Annotated in this window: 30 protein-coding genes; 17 read left to right on the plus strand and 13 right to left on the minus strand. The window is 62.0% G+C overall.

The window, feature by feature from the left end:
* Positions 1–6: 6 nt before the first annotated feature.
* Together ASD44_RS12550 and ASD44_RS12555 are read right to left on the minus strand one after the other, a co-directional pair.
* A complete protein-coding gene (locus ASD44_RS12550; protein WP_056116064.1) occupies positions 7–2,358 on the minus strand; it encodes a response regulator in 2,352 nt (783 codons plus the stop codon).
* A gap of 124 nt (positions 2,359–2,482) precedes the next feature.
* Complete coding sequence (locus ASD44_RS12555; RefSeq protein ID WP_056112410.1) at positions 2,483–3,400, minus strand: polyprenyl synthetase family protein; 918 nt, start codon at positions 3,398–3,400, stop codon at positions 2,483–2,485.
* 121 nt (positions 3,401–3,521) lie between these two features.
* Between ASD44_RS12555 and ASD44_RS12560 the strand changes: the two genes are divergently transcribed.
* The 3 genes from ASD44_RS12560 (at position 3,522) to ASD44_RS12570 (ending at position 5,157) form a co-directional block, all read left to right on the plus strand.
* Complete coding sequence (locus ASD44_RS12560; protein WP_200946466.1) at positions 3,522–4,232, plus strand: transglycosylase domain-containing protein; 711 nt, start codon at positions 3,522–3,524, stop codon at positions 4,230–4,232.
* A 155-nt stretch (positions 4,233–4,387) separates the two neighbouring features.
* Positions 4,388–4,570: a 50S ribosomal protein L32 gene (rpmF, locus tag ASD44_RS12565; protein ID WP_006203806.1), complete on the plus strand. Its 183-nt coding sequence runs from the start codon at positions 4,388–4,390 to the stop codon at positions 4,568–4,570.
* A 179-nt stretch (positions 4,571–4,749) separates the two neighbouring features.
* The gene (locus ASD44_RS12570; RefSeq protein WP_056112416.1) at positions 4,750–5,157 is read left to right on the plus strand and encodes a hypothetical protein; all 408 of its coding nucleotides are present in this window, start codon (positions 4,750–4,752) and stop codon (positions 5,155–5,157) included.
* A gap of 4 nt (positions 5,158–5,161) precedes the next feature.
* On the opposite strand, the gene ASD44_RS12575 is transcribed toward ASD44_RS12570, so the two are convergent.
* Positions 5,162–5,593 (minus strand): heme-binding protein, encoded by a 432-nt coding sequence (locus ASD44_RS12575; RefSeq protein WP_056112420.1) that lies wholly within the window; start codon positions 5,591–5,593, stop codon positions 5,162–5,164.
* A gap of 130 nt (positions 5,594–5,723) precedes the next feature.
* Positions 5,724–6,239 (minus strand): helix-turn-helix domain-containing protein, encoded by a 516-nt coding sequence (locus ASD44_RS12580; RefSeq protein WP_056112423.1) that lies wholly within the window; start codon positions 6,237–6,239, stop codon positions 5,724–5,726.
* A gap of 92 nt (positions 6,240–6,331) precedes the next feature.
* On the opposite strand from ASD44_RS12580, the gene ASD44_RS12585 reads away from it, so the two are divergent.
* Entirely contained in the window at positions 6,332–7,174 is an 843-nt protein-coding gene (locus tag ASD44_RS12585; RefSeq protein ID WP_056112426.1) for an alpha/beta hydrolase, read from the plus strand.
* A gap of 29 nt (positions 7,175–7,203) precedes the next feature.
* A complete protein-coding gene (locus ASD44_RS12590; protein ID WP_056112430.1) occupies positions 7,204–7,881 on the plus strand; it encodes a glutathione S-transferase family protein in 678 nt (225 codons plus the stop codon).
* Positions 7,882–7,903: 22 nt separating this feature from the next.
* Here the strand turns inward: ASD44_RS12590 and ASD44_RS12595 are convergent, their stop codons facing one another.
* The 3 genes from ASD44_RS12595 to ASD44_RS12605 all read right to left on the minus strand — a co-directional run bounded on the left by ASD44_RS12595 (position 7,904) and on the right by ASD44_RS12605 (position 9,735).
* Complete coding sequence (locus ASD44_RS12595) at positions 7,904–8,167, minus strand: metalloregulator ArsR/SmtB family transcription factor (RefSeq protein ID WP_056112432.1); 264 nt, start codon at positions 8,165–8,167, stop codon at positions 7,904–7,906.
* Positions 8,168–8,199: 32 nt separating this feature from the next.
* Positions 8,200–9,447, minus strand: coding sequence for an MFS transporter (locus tag ASD44_RS12600; RefSeq protein WP_056112435.1), 1,248 nt, complete (start codon positions 9,445–9,447; stop codon positions 8,200–8,202).
* A gap of 96 nt (positions 9,448–9,543) precedes the next feature.
* Positions 9,544–9,735 (minus strand): DUF1192 domain-containing protein, encoded by a 192-nt coding sequence (locus tag ASD44_RS12605; protein WP_056112438.1) that lies wholly within the window; start codon positions 9,733–9,735, stop codon positions 9,544–9,546.
* A gap of 108 nt (positions 9,736–9,843) precedes the next feature.
* On the opposite strand from ASD44_RS12605, the gene ASD44_RS12610 reads away from it, so the two are divergent.
* Positions 9,844–10,854, plus strand: a complete 1,011-nt coding sequence (locus ASD44_RS12610) for an NAD(P)H-quinone oxidoreductase (protein ID WP_056112441.1) — start codon at positions 9,844–9,846, stop codon at positions 10,852–10,854.
* A gap of 144 nt (positions 10,855–10,998) precedes the next feature.
* The gene (locus ASD44_RS18195; protein ID WP_082542570.1) at positions 10,999–11,139 is read left to right on the plus strand and encodes a DUF1127 domain-containing protein; all 141 of its coding nucleotides are present in this window, start codon (positions 10,999–11,001) and stop codon (positions 11,137–11,139) included.
* Positions 11,140–11,252: 113 nt separating this feature from the next.
* Here the strand turns inward: ASD44_RS18195 and ASD44_RS12615 are convergent, their stop codons facing one another.
* The 6 genes from ASD44_RS12615 to ASD44_RS12640 form a co-directional block, all read right to left on the minus strand.
* Positions 11,253–12,281: an ABC transporter ATP-binding protein gene (locus ASD44_RS12615; RefSeq protein WP_056112444.1), complete on the minus strand. Its 1,029-nt coding sequence runs from the start codon at positions 12,279–12,281 to the stop codon at positions 11,253–11,255.
* Between the two features lie 10 nt (positions 12,282–12,291).
* Positions 12,292–13,134: a carbohydrate ABC transporter permease gene (locus tag ASD44_RS12620; protein ID WP_056112447.1), complete on the minus strand. Its 843-nt coding sequence runs from the start codon at positions 13,132–13,134 to the stop codon at positions 12,292–12,294.
* Positions 13,131–14,051 carry a sugar ABC transporter permease gene (locus ASD44_RS12625; RefSeq protein WP_056116067.1) on the minus strand — a complete coding sequence of 307 codons (921 nt, stop codon included), beginning with the start codon at positions 14,049–14,051 and terminating at the stop codon, positions 13,131–13,133. The genes ASD44_RS12620 and ASD44_RS12625 overlap by 4 nt, the downstream gene beginning before the upstream one ends.
* 23 nt (positions 14,052–14,074) lie before the next feature.
* Complete coding sequence (locus tag ASD44_RS12630) at positions 14,075–15,319, minus strand: sugar ABC transporter substrate-binding protein (protein ID WP_056116070.1); 1,245 nt, start codon at positions 15,317–15,319, stop codon at positions 14,075–14,077.
* Positions 15,320–15,386: 67 nt separating this feature from the next.
* A complete protein-coding gene (locus ASD44_RS12635) occupies positions 15,387–16,172 on the minus strand; it encodes an SDR family oxidoreductase (RefSeq protein ID WP_056112449.1) in 786 nt (261 codons plus the stop codon).
* Entirely contained in the window at positions 16,169–16,933 is a 765-nt protein-coding gene (locus ASD44_RS12640) for a FadR/GntR family transcriptional regulator (RefSeq protein ID WP_056112452.1), read from the minus strand. The genes ASD44_RS12635 and ASD44_RS12640 overlap by 4 nt, the downstream gene beginning before the upstream one ends.
* 125 nt (positions 16,934–17,058) lie before the next feature.
* Here ASD44_RS12640 and ASD44_RS12645 point away from each other — a divergent pair, with 125 nt between their 5' ends.
* The 10 genes from ASD44_RS12645 (at position 17,059) to ASD44_RS12690 (ending at position 26,096) form a co-directional block, all read left to right on the plus strand.
* Positions 17,059–18,204, plus strand: coding sequence for a mandelate racemase/muconate lactonizing enzyme family protein (locus tag ASD44_RS12645; RefSeq protein WP_056116073.1), 1,146 nt, complete (start codon positions 17,059–17,061; stop codon positions 18,202–18,204).
* Positions 18,205–18,262: 58 nt separating this feature from the next.
* Positions 18,263–19,129, plus strand: a complete 867-nt coding sequence (locus tag ASD44_RS12650; protein ID WP_056116076.1) for a DUF6772 family protein — start codon at positions 18,263–18,265, stop codon at positions 19,127–19,129.
* Positions 19,129–19,464 (plus strand): hypothetical protein, encoded by a 336-nt coding sequence (locus ASD44_RS12655; protein ID WP_056112454.1) that lies wholly within the window; start codon positions 19,129–19,131, stop codon positions 19,462–19,464. The genes ASD44_RS12650 and ASD44_RS12655 overlap by 1 nt, the downstream gene beginning before the upstream one ends.
* 75 nt (positions 19,465–19,539) lie before the next feature.
* Positions 19,540–20,325 (plus strand): SDR family oxidoreductase, encoded by a 786-nt coding sequence (locus ASD44_RS12660; protein WP_082542464.1) that lies wholly within the window; start codon positions 19,540–19,542, stop codon positions 20,323–20,325.
* A gap of 237 nt (positions 20,326–20,562) precedes the next feature.
* Positions 20,563–21,744: a CoA transferase gene (locus tag ASD44_RS12665; protein WP_056112457.1), complete on the plus strand. Its 1,182-nt coding sequence runs from the start codon at positions 20,563–20,565 to the stop codon at positions 21,742–21,744.
* A gap of 8 nt (positions 21,745–21,752) precedes the next feature.
* Positions 21,753–22,205 (plus strand): hypothetical protein, encoded by a 453-nt coding sequence (locus ASD44_RS18510; RefSeq protein ID WP_056112460.1) that lies wholly within the window; start codon positions 21,753–21,755, stop codon positions 22,203–22,205.
* A gap of 10 nt (positions 22,206–22,215) precedes the next feature.
* Positions 22,216–22,548: a MaoC family dehydratase gene (locus ASD44_RS12675; protein ID WP_056112462.1), complete on the plus strand. Its 333-nt coding sequence runs from the start codon at positions 22,216–22,218 to the stop codon at positions 22,546–22,548.
* A 26-nt stretch (positions 22,549–22,574) separates the two neighbouring features.
* Positions 22,575–24,302, plus strand: coding sequence for an iron ABC transporter permease (locus ASD44_RS12680; RefSeq protein ID WP_156459842.1), 1,728 nt, complete (start codon positions 22,575–22,577; stop codon positions 24,300–24,302).
* Complete coding sequence (locus tag ASD44_RS12685) at positions 24,295–25,353, plus strand: ABC transporter ATP-binding protein (protein WP_056112468.1); 1,059 nt, start codon at positions 24,295–24,297, stop codon at positions 25,351–25,353. The genes ASD44_RS12680 and ASD44_RS12685 overlap by 8 nt, the downstream gene beginning before the upstream one ends.
* A complete protein-coding gene (locus tag ASD44_RS12690) occupies positions 25,350–26,096 on the plus strand; it encodes a citryl-CoA lyase (protein WP_056112471.1) in 747 nt (248 codons plus the stop codon). Before ASD44_RS12685 ends, ASD44_RS12690 begins: the two co-directional genes overlap by 4 nt.
* Positions 26,097–26,150 lie beyond the last annotated feature (54 nt).

The following is a 26,150-nucleotide window of genomic DNA, read 5'->3' on the forward strand; positions in this document are numbered from 1 at the left end:
TTCAGATCAAGCCGTCCTGGCGGTAAACCTCTCGCCCAGCCAGGTGCCGATCTTGGCGCCAAGCCGATCGGGAGAAATCGGTTTCGGCAGGTAATCGTCCATACCCGCTTCCATGCATTTTTCGCGGTCGCCCTTCAGCGCATGCGCGGTGACGCCGATAATGGGGGTATGCGCACCGGTCGCCTCTTCCGCCGCGCGGATGGCGCGCGTCGCCTCGTAGCCATTCATCTCCGGCATCGAAACATCCATGAGGATCAGCTTCGGGCTCAATGCTCGATGCATCTCCACCGTCGTGCGGCCATTGCTAGCGATGCGGTAGCTCAGGCCCAGACCGTTGAGGATCTGGCTGAACACCATCTGGTTCACCTCATTGTCCTCGGCGATCAGTATATCGACCGGTCGCACGGAAGCGGAAGTGTCGTTCAAATTCACAGGTGCGGCAGCCGGCTGGCTGCGAATGAGGGTGAAAGCCTGCGGGCGCTGTATGGCCTGCGGGCGCGGCACCGCGGGCGCCGCCTCGCGCACGAACGCCGCTTTGGCCGGCAACGAACGCGCTTTCTGGATTGCTCCAATGACAGTGCCGAGCAGAAGCGCCGAGCGCGCCGGTTTGGTCAGATGCGCAGCAATGCCAAACTCCATGATCAGCCTGCCGAAATCGATCTGGTCGACCGACGTCAGCAGGACGACGGGGATGGAAGACAGCCGGCTGTCGGATGAGATCGCCTTGGCGACGTCGGCGCCGTTCATGCCCGGCATCTGGTAGTCGAGGATGATGCAGTCGACCGATGCGCCAAGCTGGATGGCGCGGTCGAGAAAAGCGAGGCCGACAGCGCCGTTTTCCGCCGCGGCGCAATCGAAGCCCCAGCTCCGCAGCTGTTCCAGCAGGATTTCGCGGTTGACCGGATTGTCGTCGATGACCAGTACGCGCGCGCCGGTGACATCGCCCGGCACGACCGAGTCCTGCTCGTCGGCTTCATGCACGGGCATGGGCACGCTGAACCAGAACACCGAGCCGCGGCCGATCTCGCTCTCGACGCCGATCCTGCCGCCCATGAGATCGATGAGACGCGCGCCGATCGCCAGCCCAAGGCCCGTGCCCTCATGCCGGCGGGTGGACGAGCCGTCGACCTGGGCGAATTTCTCGAACACATTCTGCAGCTTGTCCGCCGGAATGCCGATGCCGGTATCCTCGACGCGCACATAAAGCGCGACGACGCCATCGGTGACTTCGCCCCCGACATCAATGAGAACATGGCCCTTTTCAGTGAACTTCACCGCATTCCCGAGCAGGTTGGTGACGATCTGGCGGAACCGTCCGGCATCGCCGACGACGAAGGCCGGCAGGCGCGGATCGACGCGCACGATCAATTCCAAATTCTTTTCGGCGACGCGCGCCGAGACCAGCGTCGCCACGTCCTCGACCGCTTCCGCCAGCCGAAAAGGCGCTGTCTCCAGGGTAAGCTGGCCGGCGTTGATCTTGGAGAAATCCAGGATGTCGTTGATGATCGTCAGCAGCGCATTGCCGGATTTGACGATGACGTCGGTGAAAGTCTTCTGGCGCGGATTCAACTCGGTCTTGGCCAGCAATTCGGCCATACCGAGCACACCGTTCATCGGGGTGCGGATCTCATGGCTCATATTGGCGAGAAATTCCGACTTGGCGCGATCGGCGGCCTCCGCCTTGGAGAGCGACTCGGCGCTCTCGGCGAAGGCGCGGTGGATCGCTTTCTCCATCGGCCGGAATATCCAAAAGGCGACGAGGGCCAGCACCGCGATCAGCAGGCCGCTGGCCCATAGCAGCAACCGGTCGCTGCGCCCATCGGCAAGCCGCCGTTCGCCATCCATGGCGGTGCGGGCGCGGATAAGCATCGGCCGGGCGAAGAAATTGTTCTGGTTGCGGATTTCCCGGAAGCTCCAGTCGTCGAGCTTCTGCGCCACGGCCATCAGGTTGAGATTGCGGATCATGTCACGCGTCGACCAGAACAAATCGCCATTCACCGATGCCGAACGCAGTTCGTAGCGAGCCATCTCCGACAGACGTGGTTCGATTGCGGAGATCTGAACCGACAGATGTTCGACTTCCAAACGGATGCGTTCCGCATGGCTGCTCGCCGCCTTGGCCAGGTCCGCACGGGTTGCGGGCCCCCATATCCTGGTGGCATTCTCGGCGAAATCGGTCGCGCTGCGAAGATCGCGCGTCAGGGTGGTAAGGCCACCGCTCACGCCGTCGACATCGTGACGGAAGGAATTGATGCCCTGCAAGGCCCACATCGCAAGGCCTGACGCGAGGGCGAACAAAAGCAGACCGGACAGATAGCGAATCCGGATCGACCGGATGAAGGAAGAGTATTCCGGCATGCGCAACCCCAAACACATACGCAATGTTAACGGCCGGAATTACGCTCTATTACCATTAAGATTTCGTTGGAGCCTGCCGCGAAACGCGGTGTTGCCGGCCACTTGCCGCGTGCGGCGATGCCGGTCACTTGCCGCGTGCGGCGATGAAAGCCGCGGCGGACTTGAGCAGGGCGGCTTTGTCGCCGTAGGGCTCAAGCAGTGCGTGCGCCTGGCTTACCAATCCCCACAACTGCGCTTTCGCCCATTCCTCGCCGTGAAGGGCAACGAGTGTCGCCTTGCCGGCCGCCGCGTCCTTGCCCGTCGCCTTGCCCATCGTGCGCGCATCGGCGGTGAGGTCGAGAAGATCGTCGGCGAGTTGGAAGGCCAGGCCGACCGCGGAGCCAAATTCGCCCAGCCTTTCGCGATCTTCCGAAGACGCGCCTGACAGGATCGCTCCGGCCTCGCAGGCGAAGCGGATCAGGGCGCCGGTCTTCATCGCCTGCAGCGTGATGATGCCGGCCTCGTCCGGTTTCGATCGTTCGGCCTGGAGGTCGAGCATCTGGCCGCCGGCCATGCCGCCGGGACCGGCGGCGCGCGCCAGCGCCAGGATGAGATCCGTGCGCCGTTCCGCCGGAATATCGGTCGCCTCGTCGGCAAGGATGTCGAAGGCGAAGGTCAGCAACGCATCGCCGGCCAGGATCGCCGTCGCTTCGTCGAACGCTTTATGTACGGTCGGCTGCCCGCGGCGCATATCGTCGTCGTCCATGGCCGGCAGGTCATCATGGATGAGCGAATAACAATGGACGCATTCCAGCGCCGCCGCGACCCGCAAGGCCGCCGCGCGCTCCCCGGAAAACAGCGCGGCGCTTTCCAGGACCATGAACGGCCGCAGCCGCTTGCCGCCATTCAGCACGCCGTGTCGCATGGCCGCGAACAGGCGGTCCGGCCTCGCGATCTCGCCGGCGAGAGGCGCGCCGCCGAGCAGGCGCTTCAACACGGTCTCGACGGCATCGGCTCCTGCCGCAAGCGCCAGTTCGAAAGCTATTTGGTCGTCTTTCAACATTGCGGATGCGGTAGCCGACAGTCGGACATTGCGCAAGCGGTCAAGCGCCGGTATGCCGGTTCAGGGAGTTACAAGGTTGGACGTAGAGCCGATCATCGACCGCAGGATCGAGGAACTGGGTATGGCGTCGAGACCCAAACGCGGCATTCGCGCTGGTCTTAGGGGCCGGATCAGGCCCGTGGTGAAGGGACTGGTGATCCTGGCGCTGATTCCGGTCGTGCTGACGATCCTCTATTTTCCCTCCTTCGTGCATCCGGTTTCGACGCTGATGCTGAAGGATCTGGCCACCTTCTCCGGCTACGACCGGCGTTGGGTTTCGCTCGACGACGTCGCCCCGGTGCTGGCCAATTCCGTCATCATGTCCGAGGATGGGCAGTTCTGCTCGCATCGCGGCGTCGATCTCGGCGAACTGAAGGGCGTGCTGGAAGACGCGCTGACCGGCGACCTGACACGCGGCGCTTCGACCATCACCATGCAGACGGTGAAGAACCTCTTCCTCTGGTCGCGGCCGCTGGGAAGTCTGCGCAAGCTCATCGAATTGCCGCTCTCGGTCTATTTCGATGCGGTCCTGACGAAGCGGCGGATCATGGAAATCTATCTGAACATCGCCGAATGGGGACCGGGCATCTACGGCATCGAGGCTGCGGCGCAGCACCATTTCGGCGTTTCCGCTGCCAATTTGTCGCGGCGCCAGGCGGCGCTGCTGGTCGTCAGCCTGCCCAACCCGATCGCCCGCAATCCGGCCAAGCCGGGGCCCGGCCTGCGGCGCCTGGCCTCGCTGATCGAACGGCGGGCGGCAAGATCGGGCGGCTATGTCGGCTGCCTGAGATAGCAGCTGGCGGCGGCTTCAAAAAAAATCGCGCCAGCGCTGGCCAAAAGCCGGCAGGGCGTGTATAGGCACGCGACTTTCTTCTGGAAATCCGGCCCGACAGCTGGCCCTTTCACGAGGGCGACGCGGGCTTTTGACCGACTGAGTGGAGCATATCCATGGCCGTACCGAAACGAAAAACCTCTCCGTCCAAGCGCGGCATGCGCCGCTCGGCCGACGCGCTGAAGGCCCCGACCTATGTCGAGGACAAGAACTCCGGCGAGATGCGCCGTCCGCACCACATCGACCTGAAGACCGGCATGTATCGCGGCCGTCAGGTTCTGGAGCCGAAGGAAAGCTGAGCTTTCCAACGGACAAGGACTTTGTCGCAGGACCGGCCGCTGGCCGGTCTTTTGCGTTCTGGCCTTGATTTTCCGACCTGACATCAAGGAAATATCGCCGTCATGGCCAAAGTCGCTTTTCTCCGCGGCCAAGACGTTTCATGGTGCTGTGAAACGCTTCCGCAAAGGGATTCCGTCCAATGCTCGCCGGTATGCCGCTTCTGATCGTGCCTTTCATCCTCTACAATCTGGGGCTTGCCGGTTTCCTCGGCGTTGGGGTCGAAGGCGACCCGTGGGCGACGGAAATCTTTTCGCTCGGCATGATGTCCGGCGGCGTGTTCTCGATGACGCTCGGCGATCTGATGATCCTCATCGGCCTGGCGTTTTTCTTTGTCGAAATCCTGAAATCGACCCGCACATCGAACGCGTCGATCATCGACCACCTGCTGTCGACCTTCGTCTTCGTCGCCTTCCTGGTCGAGTTCCTGCTGGTGAAAGGCGCCGCCCACTCCGTCTTCTTCACGCTGATGGTGATAACGCTGATCGACGTGCTGGCCGGCTTCTCGGTTTCGCTGCGCTCGGCCGGCCGCGACGTCAATCTTCATTGAACCTTCAGCCGGCGTCGGCGGTCAGTCCGGCTGCCTCGATGCCGGCGATCGCCGCCGCTTCGTCATTGTCCGAGGTATCTCCGGAAATACCGACGGCGCCGACGATCTCACCCGCCTTGTCGCGGATCAACACGCCGCCTACGACGGGGAGCACTTTCCCGCCCGAGACATCGGAAACGCCGGCTATCAAATGTGGGCGTTCCTTGGCGAAGGCTTCGACGCGGCGGCCGCCCATGCCGATGGACAGCGCGCCATAGGCCTTGCCCGCCGACATCTGCGGCCGCAGGAACGAAGCGCCGTCCTGCCGCGCGAAAGCGACCAGATGTCCGCCGGCATCCAGCACCGAGACGCCCAGCGGCTTGAGCTTCAATTCCGCGCCCTTGGCGAAGGCGGCGTCGATGATGGTGCGTGCGGTGTCCAGCGGCAGGGCGGTCATGGAAATCTCCGGTTCGACGATTGCGATCCGGCGGAGATAAGCCAGTCGTCGCCGTCTTGGAAGAACACCGGAGCGGAAAACACTTATTCGCCGATCAGGACGACCAAACCCGACAGGAGCGCGGCAGGCTCTAGGGCGAGGCGGCGCCCGCCTTGCGCAGCACCACTGCTTCATAGCCCGCCTGCAGCCTGCCGCGCACCGATTCATCCATCGGTCTGACCTTGCCGATGCCGAGATGCTCGGCCCTCAGATCGGCCATGAACGCCTCCCACATGGCCGGGCCGCCGTCTTCCAGAAGTTCGGCGCGGATGGAAAGCTCTTCGCTGACCGGCAGCCAGGCGCGGCCCCAGGCGCCGAGCTGCGCCATGATCGGCACCAGCGCGATCGACTTTTCCGTCAGGCTGTAGATCGCCTTCTGCTTGTGCGTGGGATCATCGGCCTTGGTCAGCATTCCAAATTCCATCAGCCGCTTCAGCCTGTCGGCGAGAATATTGGAGGCGATGCCCTCGATGGAGGTCGTCAGCAGTTCGCGAAAGTGCCGCTTACCGCCGAAGATCATGTCGCGCAGGATGATCAGGCTCCAGCGGTCGCCGAAAACCTCGAGCGACAGATTGATGGGACAGCCGGACCGCAGATCCATCGCCATTTCACGCACCTCAGAAAAACCAGTTGCATTATGATATCGGTTTTATTATCGTTCAACCAATTGCAAAATGCAATCAGTTTGGAGGAATAGTGATGAGCACCGGAATAGTCCGCCAGGGTGATGTGACGATTGCCACGCAGTCCTTCGGAACACCGGAAAACCCCTCGGTGCTCCTGGTCATGGGCGCCATGGCCTCGATGCTCTGGTGGCCGGACGATTTCTGCGAGGCGCTGGCCGCGGAGGGTTTCCATGTTCTCCGCTACGACAACCGCGATACCGGCCTATCGACCAAGTACGAACCGGGAAAGCCGGGTTATGGGTTCGACGACATGGTCAAGGATGCCGTCCGCGTGCTTGATCATCATACGGTCGACAAGGCGCATGTTGTCGGCATGTCGATGGGTGGAATGATCGCCCAGACGCTTGCGCTTGCCTATCCGGCCCGAATTGCCTCGCTGACTGTCATCAGCACGTCCCCGCTCGGCATCGATACGTCGACGCTTCCGGGCACCACGCAAGCCTATCAGGATCACGCTGCCGCCGGGGCGAACGTCGACTGGTCCGACAAGGCGCAGGTTTTGGATTTCATGATGAAAGATGCACGGATGCTGGCCAGCACCGCACATCCTTTCGATGAAGCCGGAATGCGCGCTTTCATCGACCGGGACTATGAGCGTTCGGGGAGCTTCGCCAGCGCCACCAACCATTTCGCCATCATGGATGGCGCACCGGCGGGAAGCATACGCGATCTCGAAGCGCGATTGCTTGTCGTCCACGGCACTTCGGATCCGATCTTCCCCGTCGAGCATGGCGAAGCGCTCGCCGCGGCGGTAGCGGATGCCAGGCTGGTCCGGGTTCCGGGCGGCGGCCACGAGTTGCACCGCGGCGACTGGCCCCTCATTGTCACGGCAATCGCGGCCCATCTGCGCGCCTGACAGATGCGCCGCAACCGAAAGGCTGACCAATGTCCCTGACCCTGTATCTCCATCCTCTCGCTTCCTTCTGCTGGAAGCCGCTCATCGCGCTCTATGAGAACGGCACACCGTTCGAGCCGGTGATCGTCGACCTTGCCGACGAGGCTTCCCGCACCGCGTTCTTCAAGCTCTGGCCGATGGGCAAATTTCCGCTGTTGCAGGACAGGGAGCGTGGCGCGTTGGTGCCGGAATCCTCCATCATCATCGAATATCTGGCCGCCCATCATCCCGGACCGGCTGACCTCGTCTCGACAGGCGACCCCGCACGCGACATCCGCCTCGCCGACCGTTTCTACGACAGCTATGTCCATCACCACATGCAGGCGATCGTCGCCGACCGCATCCGTCCCGAAGGCAAGCGGGATCCGTTCGGCGTCGAACAGGCGCGGGCGCAACTGCGCAAATCCTACGACCTGATCGAGCAGGACATGGCGGATAGGGAATGGGCTGTGGGCGAAGCCTTTTCGATGGCCGACTGCGCCGCCTTCCCGGCCCTTTTCTATGCCGCGAAGATCGAGCCATTCGGCAAGGAGCACGGCCGTGTCGCCGCTTACCTCAACCGGCTGCGGCGGCGGCCCTCGGTCGACCGGGTCGTCACCGAGGCGCGGCCTTATTTCCGCTTCTTCCCGTTCTGGGATGGTGCCGACGATTGCCCGCCGCCATCGTGACGGTACAACGCATGCGAACGGCCTATGCCGTCCAGAACTGGTCGAGCCAGATGTTGAGCTGGAGAAATCCGGCGTCACTGACCGCATAGACGCGGCGTGTGCCTTCCGCCTTAGCGCTCACCAGGCCGGCATCGAGCAAAACCTTGAGGTGTTGGGAAACCGCCGGGCGCGACACCGGCAGACCGGATGCAAGTTCACTGACCGTCTTCGGCCCTCGCCTGAGTTCTTCCAGCAGATATCGGCGATTGGGATCGGCTATCGCAACAAATGCATCTTCAAGCATCATGGCCTCATTTGTGAGGCAAACCACGACAAAGCTCAACCGTCGGTTTCAGATTTTATTCGGGGATCGAGCCGCGCCGCTTCCGGCGTCGTCGCCCGCTCCGAAGGTTGTGTTGCAAACGCCTCACGATCCTCAATGGGTACTGGCGCGCGCCGGTTGATACGCAGGAGCGTGTAGGCGGCAAGTGACATGTGGGCAAGCGCGGCGGCCAGGAACACGCCTTCCGGCCGCAACAGCCCCATAAGAGCGGCGCCGACCATCGGCCCGATCATCGTGCCGAAGCCGTAGAGCAAAAGCAGCCCGCCCGACACCTTGACGAAGTCCTCGGCATTGGCGTGGTCATTCGCATGGGCGACGGCGATCGAATAGAGCGTGTAGGCGAAGGCGCCGTAGGCCGCCGCGCAGATGATGACGAAAGCGCCCGACCGTGGCTGGAAAATGAAGATCGACAGCGCGAAGATCACCGCGCCGACGGCTGCCCCCGCCAGCACATAACGCCGGTCGGTGCGGTCCGAGAGACGGCCGGCGGGCAATTGGAACGCCGCGCCGGCGACCACGACCAGGCTCATCATCAGCGCAATCTCCGGCGTCGATATGCCGATACGCGCGCCGTAGACCGCACCCAGCGTACCCCACGAGCCATTGGCGATGCCAATCAGCACGCAGGCCACCGCCGAGACCGGGGAATTGGCGTAGAGGCCGCGTATATTCAGCTTCACGTCCTGCAGCGGTTTCGGATGCGACGCGGTCGAAACCGCCGTCGGGATCAGCGACAGGCAAAAGAAGATGCCGGTGATCATGAACAGCGACGCCGATTTGACATCGCCGCCGGCCACGATCATCTGCCCGCTCATGATGGAGGCGTAGGTCACCATCATATAGAGGCCGAACACGGTGCCGCGGTTCTCGTTCGTGGCCTTCTCGTTGAGCCAGCTTTCGATGACCATGAAAGCGCCAGCCATGCTGAAGCCGGTAAAGGCGCGCAGGAAAATCCACATATATTCGTTGATGATGAGGCCGGTGAGCAGCGCCACGATGGCGCCCGAGGCCGCGAAAGTGCCAAAGGCCCGGACATGGCCGGCGCGCCGCACGATCCTGGGGGCAAAGAAGCAGCCGGTGACGAAACCGCCGGCCCAGGCTGTGCCCATCAGGCCGAGCGCGGCTGTCGAAAATCCCTCGACCTGTCCGCGCAGCGGCAATAGCAGCCCGTGCAGGCCGGAGGCGGCGAGCAGGAAAGCGGTGCCGCGCAGCAGGGAAAGGATCGGCCGGTAGGTTGCAAACATCGTTCGAATCGGTCCGCTTCAAAATCTTGTGCAACGATCTCACGTCACAATGTGGCGTTTCTGGTCTTGCGGCGGCACTCCGGCGGCTCTTTTACATCAGCGGCGAAACAGCGCCTCGGCCACGGATTTCGTCGTGTCCTTCGCCTTGAGCTCGGCCTCGAGTCGCGAAATCTCGCCGCGCAGAACCGCGATCCGCTCTGTCAGTTCCCCCACTGAAAGCAGGGCTATGTCCTGGCCGATCTCATGCGTCGCCGGCTTTTTACGGGGTTCGTCGTCGATGACCGCCATCAGGGTTCCTCCCAACTTGGCCGTTTTCCTGATTTGACAATCAGCATACATAGGGCGAGGCAACGTTCAAAATCATCCTCGGCGAACTTTGGAATAAACGGACGGATTATGGTGAACGGACAGAAAATACCGGCGACGATGACGGCGATTGCCATTTCCGAGCCGGGCGGCCCGCTGGTGCTGAAGCCAGAGAGGCGGGATGTGCCGGCGCCCGGCGAAGGCGAAATCCTGATTCGGGTGCGCGCCGCGGGCGTCAACCGGCCGGACGTGCTGCAACGCAAGGGACTCTATCCGGCGCCGCGCGGCGCTTCCGACCTGCCCGGCCTTGAAGTCGCCGGTGAAGTGGCGGCGCTTGGCGAGAATGCGGCGCGCTGGCGCGTCGGCGAACAGGTCTGCGCGCTGACGGCGGGCGGCGGCTATGCCGAATATGTCACCGTCCACGCCAGCAATGCCCTGCCCATCCCGTCCGGCTTCACCTTCACCGAAGCCGCGGCGCTGCCTGAAACCTACTTCACCGTATGGCACAATGTGTTCCAGCGCGGCGGTCTGAGGTCCGGCGAGACCATCCTCATCCATGGCGGCTCTTCGGGGATAGGCACCACCGCCATACAGCTTTCGGCGGCATTCGGCGCCTATGTCATCGTCACCGCCGGCACGCGCGAAAAATGTGACGCCTGCCTGAAGCTCGGCGCGGACCGGGTGGTCAACTACCACGAGGAAGACTTCGTTCGCGCCGCTAAGGATGCCACCGGCGGCCGGGGTGTAGACGTCATCCTGGATATGGTCGGCGGCAGCTATGTCTCCCGCAACTACGATGCCGCTGCCATGGAGGGCCGTATCGTCCAGATCGCCACCCAGGGCGGCGCAACGGCCAAGACCGACATCTCCAAGCTGATGGTCAAGCGCCTGGTCCACACCGGATCGACACTGCGTCCGCGCACGCCCGAATTCAAGGGCGAGATTGCCGCCGCGCTTGAAGCCCAGGTCTGGCCGCTGCTGGCGTCCCGCAAGGTCGCGCCTGTAATGGACCGGATCTTCCCACTCAAGGAAGCCTGGCGCGCCCATGAGCGGATCGAGGACGGCGATCATATCGGCAAGATCGTCCTGGACGTCGGTTGACGCCCTTCGAACGGCATTAACTGTTCATTTATGTTGCAATGCAGCAAACGCATTGCGGCCATGCAAAAGAGTCTGTTCACTAAAGGAGCAGAAGTGCCTAATTGAGCGCCATCACAGATCGATATGACCCAGATGGAGGGGAAAATGAACCTGATCCGCAGCTTTAAGAACTGGCGCCGCTATAACGAGACCGTCCGCGAACTGAGCCGTCTCAACGCGCGCGAACTCAACGACCTCGGCATCCAGCGCTCGGAAATCGAGCGGGTGGCTCGCGCCGCTCTCTAAGACCTTTTCGCTTAGCAAGAGCCTCGGCTGAGTGCGGCACGCCGCGCCGCCGGCTCCAGGCCCGCTGGACCCTGTCCGGCGGGTTTTGTTTTTGTAGTTCAGCCTCGATGGACTTACGCGATCGCCCGGCCTTCCTTGTCGAAGAAATGCAGGACAGCCGGCTTCGCTGCAAGGCCGACGGCGCCACCGACTTCCGGCGCTTTGTTCCCGTCGTCAACGACGAGACAGATTTCGCCACCCGACAGCTCAACATGGATCAGGGTCACGGCTCCGGTATATTCCGCAAGCCTCACGACGCCTTCCAGCGTGCTTTTGCCAGGCGCGGTGAGTGTCAGATGCTCCGGACGAACGCCAACCGATTGGGTCCCGCTGGGCGTTTCGGCTTTTGGTGAAAGCCGCGAAGCGACCGCGGCGGGCAGAATATTCATCTTCGGACTGCCGATGAACTGTGCGACGAAGAGATTGCCGGGATTGTCGTAGAGGTCGCGGGGCGAACCGACCTGCTCTACCTTGCCGTCCCGCAGCACCACGATTTTGTCGGCGAGAGTCATCGCCTCGATCTGGTCGTGCGTCACGTAGATCATCGTTGTCGCCAGCCGCCGGTGCAGCGCCGCGATCTCGGAACGCATGTGGACGCGCAGTTCCGCATCGAGGTTCGAGAGCGGTTCGTCGAAGAGAAAAACATCGGGATTGCCGACAATGGCCCTGCCGATGGCGACCCGCTGGCGCTGGCCGCCAGAGAGCTGACGCGGAAAGCGGTCGAGCAGCGGTTCAAGCTTCAGCGTAGCTGCGGCATCGGCGACCCGGCGTGCGCGCTCTTCGGCCGGCACCTTACGCACCTTGAGGCCAAAACCCATATTGTCGCGCACCGTCAGGTGCGGATAGAGCGCATAGGACTGGAACACCATCGCGACGCCACGCTTGGCTGCCGGCACCTCGTTGACCACACGCCCGCCGATCTGGAGTTCGCCGTCGCTTATATGTTCGAGACCGGAGATCAACCGCAGGAGCGTCGACTTTCCGCATCCCGACGGCCCGACGAAAACAACAAACTCGCCCTCGTCGATTTCGAGGTCGATGCCACGGATTATCTCCGCCGTGCCGAACCGCTTGCGGATATCCTTGAGCAGGACTTTGGTCATGGCGGCCTTCCTATCCCTTGACGCCGGAGAGTGCGAAACTCTCGATGATCTGGCGCTGCGCGATCAGATAGATGATGAGAATGGGAACCACGGCCAGGCTCGTCGCCGCCAGCTGCAGGTTCCACAGTGGCAGGCCATAGCTGTCGTTGAAGTTCGACAATGCCAGCGGCAGCGTGAATTTTTCCAGCGAGCTCAGGAAGATCAGGGGTTCGAGGAAGAGGTTCCACGAATGCAGGAAGGTGATGATTGCAACGGCGGCAAGCGCCGGACGCGACATCGGCAGGGCGATCTTCCACCATACGCCCAACCGCGACAGTCCATCCATCTTGCCGGCTTCTTCAAGCTCCTTCGGCAGCGCCAGGAAGAACTGTCGCATCAGGAACGTCGCCATCACCCCTTGCGGGCCGAACACCGGCAGCAGGATGAGAGGCCAGTGGGTATCGATCAGACCCAGGGTTTTGATGAGAAAGAAATTCGGGATGATGGTGACTTCTTCCGGCACCATCAGGGCCATCACCAGGAACAGCATCAGCAAGCCCGCGCCGGCAAAGCGGATGCGCGCCAGCGCGTAGCCTGCGAGTGAGGCGATGAGCAGGGTCAGCACGGTCACCGTGCCCGCAATGTAGAGGGAGTTGAAATATTGCCGTGCGAACGGCTGATAGGTGAAGACTTCGACGAAATTCTCAAAACGCCAGACCCGCGGGATCAGCGTCGGCGTCCCGAAGATTTCGGTCGTGCTCTTGAAGCCGCCGGAAATCATCCAGAGAAATGGAAATACGAACGGCACCGCCAGCAGCAGAAGCACGACAGTCCAGCAGACGCGATAGAGGGTCTCGGTCTGGCGCGGGGTCATTCCATTTCCCTCCGCCGCAACATCACCTGCACCAGGGTAAGCGCCATCACGATGACGAACATGATCAGAGCCAGCGCCGACGCATAGCCGACGTTGAAGAATTTGAATCCCTGCTGGTAGATGTAGAAGGCGAGCACCAGCGTGCCGTTTTCCGGCCCGCCGCCGGTCATCTGATAGATGTGGTCGAACACCTTGAACGAGCCGATGGTCGTCAGCACCATGATGACGAGGGTCGTCGGCGCAAGCAGCGGCCAGGTGATCATCCGGAAGATCTGCCGGCGCGAGGCGCCTTCGAGTGTCGCAGCTTCCTCGTAGTCGCGCGGTATCGACTGCAGCGCGGCGATGTAGAGGATCATATTCAGCCCGACCATCTTGATGACGCGGGTGACAATGACAGCCGCCATTGCCCAGTTCGGCTGGCGCAGCCAGTTCGGGCCGTCGATGCCGATCCAGGCGAGCATCTGGTTCACGGCTCCGCCTTCGCCCTGCAGCAAGAACTTCCAGACGATCGCCCAGGCGATTGCAGAGGTGATCACCGGCGCGAAAAAGATGGTACGAAAGAAGACGACGCCTCTGAAAGGCCGTGAAAGCGCCAATGCGAGGGCCAGGGCAAGCGCCATGTTCAAGGGAACGAGGCCCAGCGCAAAGACCACCGAATTGCGCACGACGTGCCAGAAATCCGGGTTTTCGAGAAGCGCATTCTCGAAATTGCGCAGCCCGATGAAGGTCGACTGCTGGCTGAGCAGGTTCCACTCGGTCGTCGAAAAATAGACGATGGCGACCAGCGGCCCAAGGAAGAAGATCAGGAAGCCGATGAAGGTCGGGCTGACGAACAGCCAGGCTTCCAGCATTTCCCGGTACTTCAGGCTCAACCACGGCGCGCCCGAGGGACGCGCCGTCGTTTTTCTGGGTGCCATGTCGGCCATGCGGCGCCTTCTCGTCAGAGCAGCGGCTGGATGGCGGCGCAGACGCCCTTCAGGGCTTCCTCGACATTGGCGTCGGGCTTCCACAACGCATCCACGCGCGGCGCCATCGCAGCGAAGATCTGCGGGACTTTTTCATGCGCCGGATGAACGCGGCCGTTCACAATGGCGGCGGCCACATTCTTCATCTGCTCGGCTGGAATGAGCTTGTTGGAGTTGACGAAGGCATCGCTTTCCAGAACGCTCTTGCGCGCCGGCGGAAAGAACTGGGCCATGATCGCCACATTTTCCTTGGTTGTCATTTCAGCAACCAGTTCGGCGGCGAGTTGCTTGTTCTTTCCAGAGTCGAACACCGTCAGCGCCGCCTGGCCAATGACCGGCGCCTCGCCGGCAGGGCCTGAAGGCAGAGGCGCGATACCCCATTTGAAGCCGGCTTCCGGCATCTTCGACGCCCGCGAAATCTGGTTTACCGTCATGGCCGAATTGCCGGAGAAGTAGTCGCCCTGCTCGCCTGGCGGCACGATCGACTTGTCCTTGAACACCATGTCGTGCAGTTGCTTTACGGCCGCCACGGCTTCCGGCTTGTCGAGACCGCACTGGCCGTCTGCCCACAGTTCGCCGCCATAAGCGCGCACCGGCGGAAGCAGGGCGTGCGTCATGCGCGATGCATAGCCTTCGCCGTCCTTGAACTCGAAACCCCATTTGCCGGGATTGGCGTCAGTGACCTTCTTGGCGACTTCCTGGAATTTCTGCATGTTCCATTCGCCCTTGGCCGCCAGCTGGTTCGGATCTTCGACCCCGGCTTTGTCGAACATGTCCTTGTTGTAGTAGATCAGAAAAGGCGAGGTCGAGAACGGTACGCCGTAGACCTTGCCGTCCTTCTGCCACAGCGCCATCGCCGGCTGCGAAAAATCGTCGAAATTATAGCCCTCGGTGGCCTTGAGCGTCGGCCCGATGTCCATCAGCAGGCCGGCATTCTCGAAGGCGGGCGCCGCGTCTTCCATCATCCAGGCGACGTCAGGCGCGTTGCCGCCGGCGACCTGGAAGGTGAGTTTTTGCGTATAGTCGGCGACCGGCACGGTTTCGAACTTCACGGTGACGCCGGGGTGCTTGGCGATGAAGCCCGCGGCGATGCCGTTCAGCATCTTCAAATGCGCGTCGCTGCCTGTCCAGACAGTGACCCGAAGTTCCTGTGCGATCGACGGGGCCGAAAGAGCGCACAACGCCAAGGCCGATACGGCTAGTTTTATGACTGTCTTCATTGGTTTCCTCCCGAAACACTGATGGTCCACGAACAATTCCAGAAATGACCCGACAGGCAGCGTCTTGTCATGCCGCCGCGCCGGGCAGGACGCCAGGCGCATCGCCTATGGTCCAGCCGCCATCGACGGGAATGTCGGCGCCGGTGACGTAGCGGGCGGCGTCGCTGCACAGGAATACGAAGGCGCCGACAAGATCGTCGGCCTGACCGTGGCGGCCGGCGGGGATCTTTGCCGCGACCGCCTCGCGGAATGAACCATCGCGATAGCGCTCGGCCGTCGCTTCGGTCTCGATCGCGCCAGGCGAGACGACGTTCATCGTAACGCCATGCCGGGCAACGTCACGCGCCATGGCGCGCACCGCCGTCAGTTGCGCTGCCTTCAGGGATGCATAGACAATCGTTTCCGCCCTTGGACGCTTTGCCATCACGCTGCCTGTGGCGACGACACGTCCCCAGCCGCGTTTTGCCATCGGCGGCACAAGCTTTGCCGTCAGGGCGAGCAAGGCGGAAAAGTTTGCCGAAACATGCGCCTGGATATGCGACCCATCGACGTCACCCCAAGGGCGGCGGCGCTCAATCGCCGCATTGGATATGAGGATGTCGATAGGGTTGGCGGCGACTTCATCGGCAAAAGCCGAAACTGCCTCGCTGTCGGTGAAATCCGCCTCGAGAATCTCCGTATCCAGGCCTATCGCTGCCGCCGTCTCACGCGCGCCGTCAAGGTCGCCAAAATGATGCAGCACAACGGAAGCGCCATGCTGGGCGAGAGCGATCGCCACCGCGCGTCCGATGCCCGAGCTGGCGCCGGTCACCAGTGCGCGCCGACCGGCAAGCGAGAAGCGCTCCCGGTTCACGGCGACCGCTCCTCGAATTTGCCGGCCACCACGCCCGCGACCTCGAGCGACGCAATGTCGGCGGCATCGAAGTGCTCCCGAATGCGTTGGTCGGCCAGATCGGGGTCGCCCGCCGCGATTGCGTCATAGATTGCCTGGTGACGCTGAACGGTGGCGTGCCAATCCGCTTCGGTGCGGTTGGAGCGCTGCGAAAAGAGCTCCGAGACCTCGCGCTGGACCGATCGCATGCCTTCCATCTGCAGGCGGATCATCATGTTGCCAGTGGCTGTAGCGAGCCCGAGATGAAACAGGATGTCAGCCTGCGTGAAATCACTGGGCTTGCCGATGCCCGACTGCATGTCCCGTATGGCCTGGCGCATCATCTCGAGCCCTTCCGGGTCGTGTCGCTTGGCCGCCAGCCGCGCGATGCCCGTCTCGATGACGCGTCGCATCTCATTGGCTTCCTGAAGCCGCTTCAGGCTTGAGCGGATCGCGTAAGCGTAGATGCGCTCCATCGGCTCGCCGCTGAGCGCTTTGGCCCGCGCAACCTTTCCCTGCTGCGTCGATACCAGCCCGGCATTGGTCAACTGCCGCAGGGCCTCGCGGGCGATCGGTTTCGACACGCCGAATTCCCTGGCGATCTCGCCTTCCGGCGGCAGCGCCTCACCCGGGGCAATGCGCCCATCGATCAAAGCGTCGGCAATCGCTTCCGACACGCCGTCCGCGAGGCGAGACGGGTTCGCCAGTTTGGTCGAGAAGATCGATTTGCGCGCTAGGGACATTTGGACGCCTCCTAGCGGTTGCTAACACAAGACCAGACAACATAGCAACTAAGTTTTCTGGTTGCTAAGTTGAATAGTACCGGTTACGACAGCCGTCAGAGGCGACGGAAGGAAGTATGAAGCCGATGCACGGGAGCGACCCAATCGTGGCGGGACCGCTGAAAATTACCGAGGTGATCGCTCACCCCCTCAGCCAGACATTGCCAAAGCCGACCGTCACCTCATGGGGCGCATACACCAAGGTGTCGCTGGTCCTGGTAGAAGTGCGCACGGCGGACGGCATCGTCGGCGTCGGTGAAACGCTGGCGCGGTTTTCGCCCAAGGCCTATGTGGAATTGATTGAAAGCTCGCTCAGACCACGCCTGATCGGCCAGGATGCGCGCAACATCGGGGCACTATGGCAATCGATGCGGCGCGCACTTTCCGGCCGCGCGGGCGGGATGCTGATCGAGGCCATTGCCGGCGTCGATATCGCCCTTTGGGACATCCTCGGCAAGGCGACAGGGCAGCCGGTCGCCAAGCTCCTGGGCGGCGTCGGCCGCGAGCGGATCGATGTTTATGCGGCGGCGGTCAACTGGGTCGACGACAAGACGGCCGACGCCGAGCTTGACCGCTATATCGAGGAAGGTTTTCCGCGCATCAAGGTGAAGATGGCGCGCCCTGTGCGCGACGCGTGCAGGCGCATCGAGCGTATCCGCAAACGCGCCGGAGACGCCGTCGGCCTCTGCGTGGACGCCAACTGGGCCTACAATCTCGATGAAGCAGTAGAAGTCGGCCGGGCGCTTTCGGCCAACGGCTATTTCTGGTTCGAGGAGCCGCTTCAGCCGGAAAACGAGCAGGGCTATGAGGAGTTGCGCCGGCGCTGCGACGTGCCGCTGGCCGCGGGCGAAAGCAACTTCACCCTCGACCAGGCGCAACGCCTGATCGCCAACCGGACGCTTTCCGTGCTGCAGCCGGATGTCGCGCGCGCCGGCGGCATTACCGAAACGCGGCGCATGGCCGACTATGCCGCCGCGCACGACATCCGCTACGCGCCGCACATCGGCATGTCGGGCATTATCTGCGAGACGGCCAGCGTCCATCTGGCGGCCGCGATGCCGAACTTCGGCGTCATGGAATGCGAGTGCGACGCCAGTCCGTTCAAGACGCAGCTTGCCGACATCGCGCCAGGATGCCGCCGGCAGAAGAACGGCACGCTCGATGTGCCGGACCGGCCGGGCCTCGGCATCGAGATCGACTGGGATGCCGTCAAAAAACTGAAAGCCGAATGAGATCCACGTTCACATGAAAAGCCAAGAATCCCTACAACCGGACAGTTTGACCGAAGCGATGCGGCTGGCGCTTTTGCGCGCCGATCCGGCGCTTAGCCGATTTGACCCACTGCCGCGGATTCTATCGTTCGACAATTTCGCACGCGGTCACTGCGGCTGGTCGCAGCTTGTCGGCAACTACGAGGACGACCTGGACACGATGTTGCCGGGTTACGCCCAGCATACCAGCGCCATGCTGTCGACGCTCGGCCATTGGGACGCCGGCTCGCATGGCGGGATGGATTCGTCCTATGCCTTGAAAATCGCGACACGTCCGGTGGCGGGCGCACGCAACGTCGCCATCAAGCGCCATACTTTCAGGAAGCGCGGGCCGATCCGCTTCGAAATGTATTTCACCTTCAAGCCGGAAGCCACCGAGCTGAGACTGTCGGAGACCGACGTGCGCTCGATCGGCTTCCTCTTCGACCTGCAGGGCGGCGACGGCGACGCCAGCGGGGATCGCGTCATGCCGCATCTGCGGTTCCTGAACGCGCTCGACGGCCAGCATCTGCAGAAATGGCAATATAAGCCAGAGACCGAACGGATCATTCCGATTGGAACCGACAACAAGACGATCAGCCACTACCATCTCGCCCCCGAGGGCTGGCTCGACCTTCCGGGAGGCGCCCAGCGCCTCTGCTACAACGAGATACCGACCAAGGTGAACTGGACGTATCTGTGCTTCGATTTCGATCTGGAGTCGATGACGGCGCTCGGGCTGCGCTGCAATGACCGCAGCTTCGATCTTTCGGGATTCGAATCCATCCGTATTCCGGCAATGAAAAACCTGTGGTGCATGCTCAATTTCTGCCTGTTTGCGGAAACCGATGTGGCCAAGCGCGCCTTCCTCTACGTCGATTCGATCTGCATCTCGGGAGACTTCTGATGCTGCCGGAAAACATCACGGCCATCGTCTCCCGAAACGAACGCTGGTGCGGCGAGGCGGCCAGCGAGCCTTACGAGGCGGGATGGGCGCGCGAGGCGATCTTTTTCGTGCGTGCGCTCAAGCAACCTGTCGGCCCCCCGGCCAAGGCATGGGTCGAAATCTCTCCGGACGGCATGCACTGGCTGCGCGAGGGCACGGAGTTCGAACTGCCGGGCGAACGGGACGGCCTGGCGGCGGCGCGGCTGACACGGTTCGGAAACTGGCTGCGGATTGCAGCGCGCTTCGAAAATGGCGCGGAATGCACCGTTCTGGTGACCCTGCATCTGAAGGCCTGACTCACCTGCTGAATTCTTCTTCCCGAGGGCGGGTTCGCCTGCGCGAGTTCCATTGCGACTTTCCAGAGAGAAATCATGACTGATATCTACGCCACGTTTTCCGACGACAGCTTTGCCGGCAGGACCGTTCTGGTCACAGGCGCGGCGAGCGGCATGGGGTTCGAGACGGCTCGGGCGTTCCTTTCCAAGGGAGCCGAGGTCGTGATGTGCGACCGTGATGCGGAAGGCCTCAAGAAGCGTCATGCCGAGTTGAAGGACGGCGGCGCAAAGGCGCATACCGTCGTCGTCGACATGGGCGATCCCGACAGCATCAAGCAGATGTTCGACTATTGCGACGCCAATCTGGCGCGGCTGGACAATGTCGTGACCTGCGCCGCCATCATCACCGCCAAAAGAATACCCGAGCAGGATTGGGCGCACTGGCAACGCGTCCTGGGGGTCAACTTGCTGGGCACCTTCTTCACCGTTCAGGGCGCGGTGCAGCGCATGCAGGCCAATCCGGACGGTGGCAACATCGTCTGCGTGGCCTCCGACGCCGGCGTCCATGGCGGCGGCGGCTTGATTGCCGATACGGCCTATGCCGCGTCGAAGGCCGGCACCTTGTCGCTGGTGAAATCCGTCGCCCGCGAAATGGCCGGCAAGAAGGTGCGTATCAACGCTCTTAACCCGGGGCCAACCGATTCACCGATGCACTCGCACATAGACCAGGCCTTGAAAGACCGCATCGCCGCCAATTTGCCGATGCGCCGCATGGGCACGCCGCAGGACATGGCGGCGGCGATCCTGTTCCTCTGCTCGGGTGCCGCAGGCTTCGTCTACGGCGCGGCCCTCGACGTCGATGGAGGCTCGATGTTCCGATAGAGGATAAAGCGTGCCCTGATTTTGGACGGGCTGCCGAGCTGAATTTGGCTTTCTGTTTTGAGCCGGCGATGCGGCGTTCGCCGCCAATATCAAGCATGGAGCGACGCTTCCATGCTTGATAAAAACTAATGCATAAGTCTCATATCGACGTTTGTCAGGCCTCCCCTCAACCCCTATCGACTAGGAGCAGTTGAAATGCAGGCGCGCTCCGATTGATTGGCGTGCCGGGGAGGTTTGATGCTGGAAGGGCTTCGTGTCCTGGATTTGACCTGGGTTCTCGGCGGACCGTTCGCGGGACAGCTGATGGCCCAACTCGGCGCCGATGTGATCAAGATCGAGACCCTGTCAGGTGATTTGTCCCGGGCCGTGCCGCCGCATTGGATCCAAGGTGATTCCGCCTATTATCTTTCCGTCAACCGCGGCAAGAAATCCATCGCGCTCGACCTCAAGAGCGAAGGCGGACGCCATGCCTTCGAGAAACTGGTCGCTACGTCCGACGCAGTCATCTACGGCTTCGCACCCGACGTGCCGAAGCGGCTCGGAATTGACCACGAAAGCCTGTTGGCCATAAATCCCCGGATCTGCGTGGCCGAACTCATCGGCTTGCACGACGAGGGCGAATACTCCCGGGCTCCTGCCTACGATCTGATCGTGCAGGCCATGGGCGGCGTCATGAGCATCACCGGCGCGGAGGGCGGTGAGCCCGCCCGCGTCGGCTACCAGATCGGCGATCTTTCCGGCGGTCTCTACCTGGCGCTCGGGCTCACTGCAACGCTTGCCGCTGCGCAGCGTGATGGCAAGGGGCGCAAGGTGCAGATCTCGCTGCTCGACTGCCAGGTATCGCTGTTGACGTGGCAGGCGCAGAACTATTTCGCTTCCGGCGAAATACCGGTGGCGCGCGGGTCGCGCAATCCCGTCCTTGCGCCAAGCGAGGTCTATCGCTGCGCAGACGGCCGGTATCTTGCGGTTTCCCCGACAGGTGACAATTTCTGGCGCAATTTCTGCGAAATCCTCGGCCGACCCGACCTGGTGACAGATCCGCTCTATGCCACCCGTCAGGCGCGCATAGAGAACGGACTGAAACTTTCGGAAATTCTCGGCGCAATCTTCGACACGAAACCGGCGACGCATTGGGCCAGCCTGTTCTTTGCAGAACGCGTGCCAGCCGCCATCGTTCATCGCGTCGATGAGGCCGTCTCGCAACCCGTCGCGCGCCTGCGCAACATGGTCGAAGAAGTCGAGAAGCCGGACACGGGCGTTTCGACTCGCTTCCTCGGCAACCCGTTCAAATATGAAGACAGCAAGGTTCTCGGCTATCCACCCGCACATGGTGCGGACGGTCGCGACCTGCTGCGCGACCTGTGCGGCTACGACGATGCAACCATCGACGAATTGATAAAATCCCAAGCCATCAAGTAGGAGGAAAAATGACCCGACCGAGCGACATCAAGCCCCGGGAAGGAGATCTTCCGGGCAGCAAATTCGACGATTTCGAGATCGGCGCCAAGCTTCCCGAGACACGCTTCACCATTACGCCGGACATCGTCGCCGAATATGCAAGGGCGGTCGAGTCTGACCCGCGAGGGTTCGAAATCGACGGCAAGCGCGCGGCGTTGCCCTCAGTTCTGTTCGTCTACCTGATGTCGGTTTTCTATCGCCGCTATCCTCCGGCGCAAGGTGGCATCATGGCCGGCAACCGCATGGCTTTCTTCAGCCCGATCTGGGCCGATGAGGATACCGAAATCGTCGGCACCGGCCAGGTCGAAGAGAAGTTCACCAAGAAGGGGCGGAACTACATCCGTTATTCGGCTGTATTCCATCGCGCTGACAACGGCCAGAAAATCGCCGAGGCGGTCAACACCTCGACATTCCCGAACTGAGGACATCGGCATGAACAAGAAATATCCGATCACGCAGGAGATGATTGACCGCTATGGCGTCATCAACGGCGACAACGACATCATTCATTACGATCATGACTATGCTGTGAGCCGCGGCTTCAAGGGGCCGATCGCGCACGGCCTGATGGTTTCCGGCTATGCCATCGACATGGCCTGCCGGAAGTGGGGTAAGGATTTCTTCTACAAGGGTGAAATCGACGTCCGCTTCCGCGGTCCAGTTATTCCCGGCGATACGGTGGACATCGTCATCGACGACGGTTCGCTCGTTGCGTCAGTGGAGGATGGCGAAGCGCTGGTGGGAAAAATCGGCCTGCGCGGCTAGATCGCGTGTCTGGGAGGAGCGACATAGTGGGAGCAAACAGGGCAAGTTCGCCTGCCATGCAGGCGAACCGCTGGTGGTGGCGGCCGGAAGGAGCCATCCAATCGGCGGTTGCGCTGGTGGTGGTGTTCCTTATCCTCGCGCCGGTCGTACCGCTTCTCATGCAGTCGTTCTCGGCCAACGCGCTCTACGCCGCCGATAACACGGCTACGCTGGCCAATTTCCACAAGCTCCTGACCGACCCGGCTTTCGGGTCGGCGCTGGTGAATTCGCTGCTTTTCGCGGTGGGGGGAACAGTCCTGGCCCAGGCGATCGGCGCCGTTGCCGCTGTCCTGGTCGGACGCACCGACATGGCGCTGCGTGGTATGATCGGAACCATCGTCATCTGGCCTGTCTTCATATCGCATCTTGTCATCACGACGGGCTGGTCGATCGTCTACGGTCCTGCCGGATATTTCACCATGCTGTGGAAGCAGCACATCGGCACGGAATTCTGGTCGCTTTACACTATTGCCGGAATGGCGCTCGTCGCCGCTGTTACTCAAGTGCCCATAGCGTTTCTATATTGCCTCGGCTCATTGCGCTCTTCGGACCCGACGCTTGAGGATTCGGCGCGCGCTGCCGGGCTACGGCCCATGCAGATATTTCGGCGTATCACGTTGCCTCTGCTGAGGCCGGCGTTGCTGGTGTCCGGCATCCTGAACTTCGTCATGATGCTCGAGGCTGTATCCATACCGCTAGTCTTCGGCCGGCCGGCCAAAATCGAACTGCTGATGTCCTATATCTATGAACGCTCGATATCGGTCGGCACCCCGGACTACGGGCTGGTCGCCTCGGCGGCGACGCTTCTGGTCATTCTCGTCCTCGTGCTGGTCATCGTCCAGCGTTCGATCCTGAAGAACCCGCAACGCTTCGTCACCATCGGAGGCAAGGCGCAACGGCCGAGACAATTCGCGCTCGGACGCTGGAAATGGCCCGCCGCGGCGATCATGTGCGCCTATCTCCTGCTGTTTGTCCTGCTGCCGCTTGCGGGCGTGGTTGGATATGCTTTCGCCAAGATCCTGACCCCGCTGGTGCCGTTGTCCAAGGTGATGACCCTGGCGAATTTTGAAACAGTCTTCACGACGGCGACTTACCGACGCGCGATCTTCAATTCCGTCGTCATCTCCGTGGTCGGCGGAGCAATCACGACGGTGATCGTCACCCTGCTGGCCCTTGTGGCGCATCGTTCGAAGTTTCGCTTCGGCCGCGAACTGGACATCATCTCGCTGCTGCCCCGCGCAGTTCCGGGAATGATAGCCGGCATCGGCATCTTCTACGTAACGGTGCTGATCACGCCGCTCGGCTGGATGCGCCAGACGATCTTCCTGCTCATGATCGCCTTTGCCATGCGCTACATCCCGTTAGGCTACGGAGCGGTAGCGACCGCGATCATGAAAATCGATCCTCAGCTTGACCGCTCGGCGCGCGCCATCGGTGCCGATTGGTGGTTTACCGCGCGGCGTGTCGTCATCCCGCTGCTGTTGCCAGCCATGATGTCGAGCTACGCCCTGCTGTTCGTTTATTTCTTCAAGGACTATTCCACCGGCGTTTTTCTTGTTGCGCCCGGTAGCGAAGTAATGGGCACGACCATGTTGCAGATGTTCCTGTCCGGGCAAACCGGGCCGGCGGCGGCCATGGCGACCATCCAGCTCGTGCTGACCATGGTTTTTGTTGTCGGCCTTCGCCGACTGACCGGAGTATCCATGCATGGCTGATCTCAACCTGATTTCCATCAGCCGCAAATATGGTGGCTTCAACGCGCTCAAGGACCTCGACCTGACGGTCAGGGATGGTGAGTTCGTCTCGCTTCTGGGCCCCTCGGGTTGCGGCAAATCGACGACGCTGGCGCTGATCGCCGGGCTCGACAATCCGACGGCTGGACAGATCGAGATTGACGGCAAGATCGTTGCGGATGCATCGACCCGCCGTTTCGTGCCTGCCGAGCAGCGCAATCTCGGGCTGGTTCTGCAAAGCTACGCGCTTTGGCCACATATGACTGTCGCGCAGAATGTCGGGCTGCCGCTCGAGATCCGAAATGTCCCAAAGGCGGAACGCAAGGCAAGAACGCAGGAATATCTCGGGCTCGTGGAGATGGGCGGCTTTGAAGATCGCTACCCGCATGAACTGTCGGGCGGACAGCAGCAGCGTGTCGCCCTTGCGCGGACACTGGTCTACGAACCCATTCTGCTGCTTCTCGACGAGCCGCTTTCCAACGTCGATGCGAAATTGCGCGAGCGCGCGCGCATGTGGCTCAAGGCGCTGCAGCGGCGGCTGAAAGTCACGACGATTTTCGTCACCCACGACCAATCCGAAGCCTTGGCGCTGTCCGATCGCATAGCCGTGATGTCGGGAGGCCGGCTGGTGCAAGCCGGCACACCGCTTGAAATCTACCGGAACCCGAAAGCGCCCTTCGTGGCGGATTTTGTCGGCTCGGCGAATTTTCTGAAAGGCCGTGTCGAGGCACCCGGCAAAATAATCCTGCATGGTGGCGCATCCATTCGCGCATCGACCGCCCTCCCCCCCGGGAGCGAGGTCGTCGTGGCGTTGCGGCCGGAAGATTTATCGCCTGTCCGTCCTGGCGAAAGCAGCGACAACGCGGTTTCGGTAAAGATCGTCGCCAAGGATTTCCTGGGGCCGCGCTGCATCTACCATGCCAGGCTCTGCGACCAGGATTTACGGTTCGAATCCACTGAACTCTCCCTGGAGGGCCAGGTCGCTGTCGGTTTCAGCAAGGACGTCGCTTTCGTTTTCGAGGCCAATCAATGACAACCACCCGGATCGCCACCTCGAACGCCACAAGCATCACCGTGTTGGGAGCGGATCTCGTCGAGGATCTGATCGGCAAGATCAGTTTCACGGCAATGACCTACCTGCTGATGACAGGACGCTACGCCGAGCCGGCGCAGGTGAGGTTGCTTGACGCTTGCCTGGTGACTTTGGCCGAGCACGGCTTTACGCCTGGCGCCATCGCATCGCGGTTGGTGGCGGATGCGGTTCCCGGCGAGATGCAGTCGGCGGTCGCCGCGGGCCTTTTGACGGTCGGCGGCGTCTATGCCGGAACCATGGAAGGCTGCGCAAAGCTTCTGGTGACGGCGGCCGAGGCGGGAGATGCGCAGGGTCACATCCGCGAAGTGGTGGCGTCGCACGTTGCCGAACGCCGGCCTCTGCACGGGTTCGGCCATGCCAACCACAAGCCCGACGACCCGCGCACACTGCCGCTGCTTGCTCTTGCCAAGGAGGAAGGACTTTCCGGTCGCTACATCGACCTCCTGCTTGAGTTCGGTCGCGAACTCGACCGGCAATCGGGACGGCACATCACCATCAACGCCACCGGAGCCATAGCCGCCATCCTGCTGGAGATCGGCATTGATGCGGATGTGGCGCGCGGCATCGCGCTTGTTTCCCGTTCCGCCGGACTTGTCGGGCATGTGTTGGAAGAAGCCCGGACCCACTCTGCACGATCCATCGTAAGGGCGGCGAAATCGGCCGTTCCCTATTCGGCGGAGTAAACTGGTCCGGGCCGCGCAAAGGTGCTATATCCGGGTCAGATTTTATCAACCGAA

The sequence above is a fragment of the Mesorhizobium sp. Root554 genome (genome assembly GCF_001427025.1).
Lineage (GTDB): Bacteria > Pseudomonadota > Alphaproteobacteria > Rhizobiales > Rhizobiaceae > Mesorhizobium.

Excerpts from the sequence above, each read along its gene's own strand:
- ASD44_RS12550 (WP_056116064.1), bottom strand. The coding sequence starts at position 2,358 with ATGCCGGAATACTCTTCCTTCATCCGGTCGATCCGGATTCGCTATCTG.
- ASD44_RS12555 (WP_056112410.1), bottom strand. The coding sequence starts at position 3,400 with ATGTTGAAAGACGACCAAATAGCTTTCGAACTGGCGCTTGCGGCAGGA.
- ASD44_RS12560 (WP_200946466.1), top strand. The coding sequence starts at position 3,522 with ATGGCGTCGAGACCCAAACGCGGCATTCGCGCTGGTCTTAGGGGCCGG.
- rpmF (WP_006203806.1), top strand. The coding sequence starts at position 4,388 with ATGGCCGTACCGAAACGAAAAACCTCTCCGTCCAAGCGCGGCATGCGC.
- ASD44_RS12570 (WP_056112416.1), top strand. The coding sequence starts at position 4,750 with ATGCTCGCCGGTATGCCGCTTCTGATCGTGCCTTTCATCCTCTACAAT.
- ASD44_RS12575 (WP_056112420.1), bottom strand. The coding sequence starts at position 5,593 with ATGACCGCCCTGCCGCTGGACACCGCACGCACCATCATCGACGCCGCC.
- ASD44_RS12580 (WP_056112423.1), bottom strand. The coding sequence starts at position 6,239 with ATGGCGATGGATCTGCGGTCCGGCTGTCCCATCAATCTGTCGCTCGAG.
- ASD44_RS12585 (WP_056112426.1), top strand. The coding sequence starts at position 6,332 with ATGAGCACCGGAATAGTCCGCCAGGGTGATGTGACGATTGCCACGCAG.
- ASD44_RS12590 (WP_056112430.1), top strand. The coding sequence starts at position 7,204 with ATGTCCCTGACCCTGTATCTCCATCCTCTCGCTTCCTTCTGCTGGAAG.
- ASD44_RS12595 (WP_056112432.1), bottom strand. The coding sequence starts at position 8,167 with ATGATGCTTGAAGATGCATTTGTTGCGATAGCCGATCCCAATCGCCGA.
- ASD44_RS12600 (WP_056112435.1), bottom strand. The coding sequence starts at position 9,447 with ATGTTTGCAACCTACCGGCCGATCCTTTCCCTGCTGCGCGGCACCGCT.
- ASD44_RS12605 (WP_056112438.1), bottom strand. The coding sequence starts at position 9,735 with ATGGCGGTCATCGACGACGAACCCCGTAAAAAGCCGGCGACGCATGAG.
- ASD44_RS12610 (WP_056112441.1), top strand. The coding sequence starts at position 9,844 with ATGGTGAACGGACAGAAAATACCGGCGACGATGACGGCGATTGCCATT.
- ASD44_RS18195 (WP_082542570.1), top strand. The coding sequence starts at position 10,999 with ATGAACCTGATCCGCAGCTTTAAGAACTGGCGCCGCTATAACGAGACC.
- ASD44_RS12615 (WP_056112444.1), bottom strand. The coding sequence starts at position 12,281 with ATGACCAAAGTCCTGCTCAAGGATATCCGCAAGCGGTTCGGCACGGCG.
- ASD44_RS12620 (WP_056112447.1), bottom strand. The coding sequence starts at position 13,134 with ATGACCCCGCGCCAGACCGAGACCCTCTATCGCGTCTGCTGGACTGTC.
- ASD44_RS12625 (WP_056116067.1), bottom strand. The coding sequence starts at position 14,051 with ATGGCACCCAGAAAAACGACGGCGCGTCCCTCGGGCGCGCCGTGGTTG.
- ASD44_RS12630 (WP_056116070.1), bottom strand. The coding sequence starts at position 15,319 with ATGAAGACAGTCATAAAACTAGCCGTATCGGCCTTGGCGTTGTGCGCT.
- ASD44_RS12640 (WP_056112452.1), bottom strand. The coding sequence starts at position 16,933 with ATGTCCCTAGCGCGCAAATCGATCTTCTCGACCAAACTGGCGAACCCG.
- ASD44_RS12645 (WP_056116073.1), top strand. The coding sequence starts at position 17,059 with ATGCACGGGAGCGACCCAATCGTGGCGGGACCGCTGAAAATTACCGAG.
- ASD44_RS12650 (WP_056116076.1), top strand. The coding sequence starts at position 18,263 with ATGCGGCTGGCGCTTTTGCGCGCCGATCCGGCGCTTAGCCGATTTGAC.
- ASD44_RS12655 (WP_056112454.1), top strand. The coding sequence starts at position 19,129 with ATGCTGCCGGAAAACATCACGGCCATCGTCTCCCGAAACGAACGCTGG.
- ASD44_RS12660 (WP_082542464.1), top strand. The coding sequence starts at position 19,540 with ATGACTGATATCTACGCCACGTTTTCCGACGACAGCTTTGCCGGCAGG.
- ASD44_RS12665 (WP_056112457.1), top strand. The coding sequence starts at position 20,563 with ATGCTGGAAGGGCTTCGTGTCCTGGATTTGACCTGGGTTCTCGGCGGA.
- ASD44_RS18510 (WP_056112460.1), top strand. The coding sequence starts at position 21,753 with ATGACCCGACCGAGCGACATCAAGCCCCGGGAAGGAGATCTTCCGGGC.
- ASD44_RS12675 (WP_056112462.1), top strand. The coding sequence starts at position 22,216 with ATGAACAAGAAATATCCGATCACGCAGGAGATGATTGACCGCTATGGC.
- ASD44_RS12685 (WP_056112468.1), top strand. The coding sequence starts at position 24,295 with ATGGCTGATCTCAACCTGATTTCCATCAGCCGCAAATATGGTGGCTTC.
- ASD44_RS12690 (WP_056112471.1), top strand. The coding sequence starts at position 25,350 with ATGACAACCACCCGGATCGCCACCTCGAACGCCACAAGCATCACCGTG.